At 42.6% G+C, this 8,230-nt stretch carries 4 protein-coding genes and 1 pseudogene; all 5 read right to left on the bottom strand.

The features are described 5' to 3' along the window. Positions 1-172: 172 nt before the first annotated feature. Positions 173-316: pseudogene (locus tag ACE1AT_RS11205) on the bottom strand (hypothetical protein); the annotation flags it as partial. A gap of 543 nt (positions 317-859) precedes the next feature. After that, a complete protein-coding gene (locus ACE1AT_RS11200; protein ID WP_374868233.1) occupies positions 860-2,524 on the bottom strand; it encodes an FAD-dependent oxidoreductase in 1,665 nt (554 codons plus the stop codon). 105 nt (positions 2,525-2,629) lie between these two features. After that, positions 2,630-3,025, bottom strand: a complete 396-nt coding sequence (locus tag ACE1AT_RS11195) for a VOC family protein (protein ID WP_374868231.1) — start codon at positions 3,023-3,025, stop codon at positions 2,630-2,632. Between the two features lie 294 nt (positions 3,026-3,319). Further along, positions 3,320-4,687: a cation:proton antiporter gene (locus ACE1AT_RS11190; protein ID WP_374868229.1), complete on the bottom strand. Its 1,368-nt coding sequence runs from the start codon at positions 4,685-4,687 to the stop codon at positions 3,320-3,322. A gap of 188 nt (positions 4,688-4,875) precedes the next feature. Continuing rightward, the gene (locus ACE1AT_RS11185) at positions 4,876-8,058 is read right to left on the bottom strand and encodes an efflux RND transporter permease subunit (protein ID WP_374868235.1); all 3,183 of its coding nucleotides are present in this window, start codon (positions 8,056-8,058) and stop codon (positions 4,876-4,878) included. Positions 8,059-8,230: the final 172 nt, after the last annotated feature.

Below are 8,230 nucleotides of genomic sequence, written 5' to 3'. Positions count from 1 at the left end.
TTTTTATGGTGTAAAAAAGCTGGAATTTGGATGTGGATAATTTATTTATTTTCTGGTTACTTGATTGTTCAAATTCTCATGAGCGCATTTTCTGTTTATGTAGTTTACCCATGCTACTTATTGAAGTGCGGAATGTGGGATCTAAATTCGAGCTGAAGATAGCAGTAAATTAAAGTCTTTCGAGTAACGGTGTACGGTTATCTAAAGCCTCATGCAAAACTCGACGATTGAATTCTAACCAACTTAATTCGCGATTTAAGTAATACTGTGAGTCGCTGAGATTGATAGTTTTGGCTATTTCTTTAGATTTAGTCATGTTAGTTTTTAGTTTTTACGAATACTCAACATTTTTTGAATAAAATAGGACTTACGCAAAATCATGAAAAAACTAACCACATAGACGCGTCAGCGGCTACTTACCCTACGGGAACCCCTTCGGGGAACAGAAGCCACTACTCTACAAGAAGCCGGACTTCGTCCGTCTACGTGTCGAAGCGCAGGATAGGACACAAAGGACACTAAGAGACGTAGCATTGCTACGTCTCTACATTTAGTGGAATGACGAAAAATCATTCAATGAGGGTGATATCCCTGATTCGCCAGCTGTATTTTTGAATAAGTCGGGGATCTTGTTGTTTACAAATGATTTAGGAATGCTGTATATCAGTCTCTTAATTTTATATTAATGAAACTTAAATATAAGATTAACTAAGTTTTAAATATAAATTAAGTATCAATTAATCCAACATGAGTTCAACGAATTTAAAAAACTCCCCAGGTAAACAAAATTAATTACACATTCTTCAAACTGTTCCCTATTCCCTGACCTCCACGAAGGAATTTAATTTTGTCTAACCACTTACAATACTTTGGCTAAATACTGATGGATAAATTGAACGCAGATTGAACCTTCGCCTACTCCGGAAGCAACGCGTTTAACTGAACCATGGCGCACATCACCAACTGCAAAGATACCGGGGATATTGGTTTCTAGTAAGTAGGGGTCACGTTCTAAATTCCAGCCAGGTATACGTTGTCCATCGCGTTGTAAATCTGAGCCAGTTAGAATAAAGCCGCGATCGTTCCGTTGTACAATGCCATCTAACCATTCAGTTCGTGGTGCTGCTCCAATAAAGATAAATAATGAGGTAGCGTGAAGCCTCTCAATTTCTCCAGTGCGATTATTTTTAAGAATAATTGCTTCTAGACATTTCTCACCTTTGACCTCAATCACACTAGTGTATGTTTTGACGGTGATATTTGGTGTTTCGGCGATTTGGTCTATCAAGTACTGGGACATACTAATACTTAAAGATTCGCCACGTACCAACATCGTTACATGACGAGCGTATTTGGAAAAATACATTGCTGCTTGTCCGGCTGAGTTTGCGCCACCGATGATGTAAACGTCTTCATTTTTACAACTCATGGCTTCAGTTTGAGCCGCACCATAATAAACACCCGCACCAGTCAAGCGTTCAATTCCTGGTACATCTAATCGCCGCCACGCTACACCCAGCGCCAAAATCAAAGTATGGCAACTAATTTCACTACCGTCAGATAATTGTATAAAACGATATGGATTAGCTACGCGAATATTCGTAACTTCTTGGGGTGTGAGAATTTCGACACCAAAGCGTTTAGCTTGCGTAACAGCACGTCGTGCTAAATCGCCACCGCTTAAGCCTACGGGAAAACCTAAGTAGTTTTCAATTCGTGAACTTGTTCCCGCTTGTCCACCAGGGGCTTCTCGTTCAATCATCACCGTACGTAGCCCTTCCGATGCACCATAGACCGCAGCTGCTAACCCAGCAGGACCACTACCAACGATCGCCAAATCATAAAATGGTTTTTGTGCTTGGGTTCGCAGCCCTATTTTCTGGGCTATTTCCAAATTTGTTGGCTGCCTCAATTGTTCTCCGTCTGGGAAAACAACTAGAGGCAAGCGTACTTTATCACATTTAGCATACTCAGTTAACTGTTCAGCTTCCTGAGAAAATTCAATATCCATCCACTCATAAGGCACTTGATTTCGCGCCAAAAAATCTTTAACTTGATGGGAATAGGGCGACCAGCGATTACCAATCACACGAATACCTTCAAAGGGTGGGTGGAATGTTGCTTGCCAATCATCAAGCAAATCATTTAATACCGGATACAGCCTTTCTTCTGGTGGATTCCACGGCTTCATCAAATAATAATCAATTTTTGTAGTGTTGATCGCGTCTATGGCTGCGTCGGTGTCTGCATAAGCAGTGAGTAAAGCCCGTTTTGCGTCTGGAAAGATTGTGATTGCTTGTTGTAAGAACTCAACTCCAGACATTTGCGGCATTTTTTGATCTACCAAAAACAACGCCACAGGCTGGTTGCGAAGTTTGATTTGTTCTAATGCTTCCAAAGCGGTTGCACCAGAGTCAGCACGTAATATGCGGTAGTCTTCTCCATATTCCTGACGCAGATCCCGCGCTACAGCTTGTAAGACATCAACATCGTCATCAACTGTCAGGATAACAGGTTTAGCCATAGTGCTATGCGATCTCCTCGTCATTAAATTTTAGATTTTGGATTTTGGATTTTGGATTTTGGATTGACTCCAAAGATTTTTCTGGGGGCTTTTACCATCAAAATATTAGGATAAAAACTCATACAGACCGATCAGAGTTCCATCTGGGTCGCGTAGATAAGCCGTTTTGATGCCATAGTAAGGATTATTCATTGGTGGTACGGTGAAGTCTACACCTTTGTGTCTTAATTGCTGATATTCTTCTTCCAAATCATGAACTGTAAAAATTAAGACTACAGTATCCTGACATTCGGCGAAGGGTGGTTTGTCAGCATTATGGATGAGTTGGGCAATTTCCTGGCGTCGAGACAGAGATAGCCTCATATCTCCAGCTTTAAATTCGGCGTATTCGTCTGTTTCATTTTCTACAACAACTTCAAATTCCAATAAATCTTTGTAAAACAAAAAGCAAGCTTTCCAGTCATTTACCAATAATCTTGTATACGCAGCACCTACTTTCATGATTTTTTACTTCCCCTCCAATTTTCTGTTAAACCAATTCTCTAAAACTCTGCCTTAATTTTAAGGGGTTATAGCTCCCCCACTTCTTTAACAAGTCGGAGGTTTGAACACCTCAACGAGTGTTTTATTCTCTTAAGAGGGAACGGGGAACTCATCGTCGAGTGTTTGATACTTGTCGATGAGTGTTTGATATTCGTCAACAGTCTTTGATACTCCTACCCCTCTAAGCACAAGCGGGGAGGAGCTAGGGTGGGTGACTAGATGGTGGTTAAAAGAAAGTGAATGCAAATGCAATTATCCTTCTTCTGCTTTTACAGAAGATATTACTGGTTTTTGAAACACAAACGATAATAAAGGTGGTGCTAAAAAGGTTGTCAAAATCACCATCACGATAATAGCAGCATCCAAAGAACCAGATAAAACGCCGCTTGTGGAGCCGATACCTGCAAATACTAGTCCGACTTCGCCACGTGGAATCATACCAACACCAATTGCTAAACGGTTGGTTTCTCCTTGACCAAATACCGTAAAGCCGCTAATTACTTTACCCACGATTGCTACCAAAATTAAGAAGCTGGCGATGAGCAAGCCTTCACGATTTTCAGGCACAAATGGATTTAAGACAGCAATGTTAGTTTTGGCACTCACAGCAACAAAGAAAATCGGCACGAGTATATCTGCAATCGGCACGACTTGATTTTTTAGCGCTCGACATTTCTGTGTTTCTGCTAACACTAAGCCAGCAGTAAAAGCTCCAAGAATTGCTTCTAAATTTATAGCTGTAGCAATGTATGCTAAAACGAAAGCAAAAATCAGGGCAGGAATTAATAATTGACCACGAGTTTTGAGTTCATCCACTATTTTGACAAAATAGGGGTTGAAAAGACGACCTAGTAATACTGCTCCTACTAAGAAAGCTACGGCACTAACTATTAAATACAGTACATTTGTAATTTCGACTTCTCCAGTTTTGGCTAAACTCGCCACCACTGCCAAGATGATAATGCCAAGTACATCGTCTAAAACAGCCGCACCAATGATAATTTGACCTTCTTTGCGATTGAGATATTGCAGTTCTGACAATACTTTGGCTGTGATACCAATACTAGTTGCTGTCAGGGCTGCACCAGCAAAAATTGCAGGTATAGCAGGCACGCCGAACAAGTACATTAACCCAAAAGTACCACCAGCAAATGGGGCTGTAACTCCCACTATTGCTACTATTGCTGACTGTGGCCCGACTTTGAGTAATTCTTTTAAATCTGATTCCAAACCAATTTCAAACAATAGAATTATTACACCTATTTCTGCTAACACAGAAATCACTTCACTATCGATTTGAAATATGGTTGATGCTCCATCTATTGTTAAACCTGTAGTGGCTATCAAGAACTTTATTAAAATTGAGTCATGAAAGTCACTTTCATTCTCAGTAAATACCAGCAAATGAAAGGCTGAGATGCCCACGACTAGACCACCCAAGAGTTGCCCTAAAACTGGTGGCATGTTTAAGCGATCGCAAATTTCACTCCCAATTATACTAGCAAGATAAATCACCACTAAACTAATTAACACTGCTGCCATAACTGAAGTGCTATCTGATGCTGTCGCGGTTGCGAACATAGGCATAGTGAGACGAGAGATTGTATTTACTAGTGTCATGGGTAATTTTTCTCAACTCTTTTGGGCAAAATAAAGACTGGAAGGGGAAGAGGGGGACAAGGAGGACAAGGAGGACAAGGAGGACAAGGGAGACAAGGAAGACAAGGAGGCAAATTTTCTCCTTTGTCTTCCCTCTCTCCCTTGTTTTCTCCTCTAGACTCTGTCTTTTGGCGATCGCTTATTATCTATCAATAAGTTTTGGTAGTAACTCGACCATCTTCTTCTACTTCTTCCATTTGATGTGGTGGTTGTTGAGGTGGATGAGGACGTTTTAAGAAGCGATCGCGTAGGCTACCAATCACAATATATAAAATTGGCACTACAAACAAACTCAGGAACGTAGCAACAAACATCCCACCAAATACCGCAGTACCGAGAGATTGACGGCTACCAGCACCTGCACCTGTAGCAATTGCTAAGGGGAAAATCCCTAAGAGTGTGGAGAGTGCTGTCATCAGAATCGGTCGCAAACGTTCCTGTGAAGCTTGTACTGCGGCTTTGGCAATTGGCATACCTTGTTCATGCAGTTGGTTGGCAAACTCTACAATCAAAATAGCGTTCTTACTTGCCAAACCAATTAGCATCACCAAACCAACTTGGCAAAAGATGTCATTATTTAGACCCCGCAGTGATTGTGCTGACAGCGCCCCAAGGATTGCCAGGGGAACCGATAGTAGAATAATCAACGGGTCAACATAGTTTTCGTACTGAGCAGCCAATACCAAGAAAACAAAGACAAGTCCCAAACCAAAAATTATCGGTGCTTGACCACCGGATGTTTTTTCTTCCAGGGCTATCCCCGACCATTCGTAACCAAAAGTTGTTGGTAAAACCTGCTGGGCGGTATTCTCCATTGCTTGGATTGCTTGACCGGAGCTTTTACCAGGAGCCGCAGAACCATTGATTTCAATTGAACGGAACAAGTTGTAATGATTGATTGTTTGCGCTCCGGTGGTAGGGGTGAGTTTCACTAGATCACTTAAGGGAATCATCTGATCATTAGCAGAGCGGACGTATAATTTGCCAATATCTTCTGGATTAGAACGATATTGTGCATCTGCTTGGACATAAACTCGGTAAGTCCGTCGTTCAAAATTAAAGTCGTTGACGTAGCGCGAACCCAAGTAATTCTGGAGAGTATTAAATACCTCATCAATGTCTACTTGTAGGGCTTTAGCACGACTACGGTCTACTTCTATTAATATTTGCGGCGTATTCGCAGCAAATGTGGTGTACACAGGTTTTTGCAAATCTGGTACTTGATTTGCACGCTCAAGTAACTGACCCATGACTTGCAGCATCGTGTCTAAGCCACTATTCCCTGCTCTATCTTGTAGCTGAAATTGGAAACCGCTAAAACTACCCAAACCTCGAATGGTTGGAGGATTAACTGACAAAACTCTGGCTTCTGTAATACCTGATAATTTACCCTGCAAACTACCTATAATTGCTTGGGCTGATCGGCTGCGCTCATGCCAAGGTTTAAGGGTCGTAAATATTACACCATTGTTGGCGGTGCTACCACTAAAACTAAATCCACCGACGGCAAAAGTACCAACAACTTCGGGCAATTGCAGAATTTCTTCTTCTGCTTGGCGCATCACTTTGCTGGTGTAGTTGAGGGAAACTCCTTCTGGCCCTTGCACAATTGTAATGAAGTAACCTTGGTCTTCATCAGGAAGAAATGATGTGGGGACAGAGGTATAGACCCAAGCAGTTAATCCCAGGGAGAGGATAAACAACCCAATAATAATTGCTTTGATCCTGACTAGGCGGTTGAGTGACCACTCGTACCCTCTCCGCATTGAGTCTTGGAACGAGTTAAACTTACCAAACAGCCAGCCTAAGATCCCCCTCTGTCTAGGTTGGCGACGCAGTAGCAAGGCAGATAGAGAAGGTGTGAGGGTGATGGCGAGAAAAGTAGAGATGGTAATTGAAAAGGCGATAGTTAAAGCAAATTGTTTATATATCTGTCCGGTGGCTCCTGGGAAAAAGGCGACGGGGACGAATACAGCCATCAGCACTAAGGAGGTAGCAATAACTGCTCCAAACAGTTCATGCATAGCCGTAGATGCTGCTTGACGGGGCGTCATTCCTTGTTCCTGAATCAAGCGGGAAATATCTTCGACGACAACGATCGCATCATCAACTACCATCCCTGTTGCCAAGGTCAAACCAAATAAAGTCAAGGTGTTAATGGAAAAATCGAAGGCTTTGACAAAGGCAAATGTACCAATTAATGCCAAGGGAATGGTGATTACAGGAATCAGGGTTGTACGCCAATCCTGTAAGAAAATAAAAATTACCAGGACGACGAGAGCGATCGACATTACCAGAGTCAAGACCACTTCTGAAAGTGACGCTTCCACAAAACTTGTTGTATCAAAGGCAACTTGATACTTCATCCCTGGTGGAAAATTTTGAGCTAGTACCGCCATTTCGGCTTTGACCGCTTTGGCAATGTCCAGTACGTTACTTCCTGGAATGGTAAATATACCAATTCCCACGCCCTCGTTACCTCTAAATCGCAAGAAAGAGTTGTAATTTTCTGCTCCTAGTTCTGCTCGTCCTACGTCTTTGAGCTTAATTAGTGATCCATCTTGACTCGTTTTAATCACTATATCTTCAAATTCAGATGGATCTGTGAGCCTACTAACGGCGCGTAGGTCAATTTGATACATTTGATCCTGTGCTGATGGTTGCTGACCGATTTGTCCAGCACCCACTTGCAGGTTTTGTTCATTCAAAGCATCAATCACATCCTGAGCAGTGAGATCGCGACTTGCAAGGCGGTTTGGATCAAGCCACAAACGCATCGCATAGCGGCGTTCACCAAAAATTCTTGCCTCACTTACACCCTTAATTCTTTTTAAGGCATCTGATAGGTAGAGGTCAGCGTAATTACTTAAAAATACAGTGTCGTACTCTCCCTGCTCACTGTATAAGCCCATTGCTAACAGGATGTTATTTGATTGTTTGCTAACGCTGACTCCTGTTCGCGTAACTGGTTCTGGTAGCTGTGGTTCAGCCAAAGATACACGATTCTGCACATCGACGGCAGCAATATCCGGATTTCGTGATGCATCAAATGTGACAGTAATCGTACTAGTACCATTGTTACTGCTACTAGAGGTCATGTACTTCATGCCTTCAACACCGTTAATCTGCCGTTCTAAAATTGTCGTAACGGTGTTTTCTACTACCTCAGCACTAGCACCAACGTAGTTAGCAGTAACTTGGATTTGAGTTGGGCTAATTTCTGGATACTGCTCTGTAGGTAAGGTAGGAATGCTAATAGCTCCTACCAGCAGAATGAGAATAGCGCAGACACTGGTAAAAACAGGCCGCCTGATAAAGAAATCGACAAACATATTGGGAATTGGGGATCGGGGATTGGGGAAAGGGGACAAGGAGAGCCACTGCGTTGCGGAGCCAGTACGTTGCGGGGGTTTCCGAGCCAGCGCGTTGCGGAGGTTCCACGCCACCTGCTTTATGCCGGGGAACCCGTCCACCGCAGTGGCTCCTCCGTTGTAGCGACTGGCG

The organism is Pelatocladus sp. BLCC-F211 (assembly GCF_041928655.1).
Lineage (GTDB): Bacteria > Cyanobacteriota > Cyanobacteriia > Cyanobacteriales > Nostocaceae > Pelatocladus.
The sequence above is the reverse complement of the archived record's forward strand: the minus strand, read 5'-3'. Positions and strand labels throughout refer to the sequence as shown.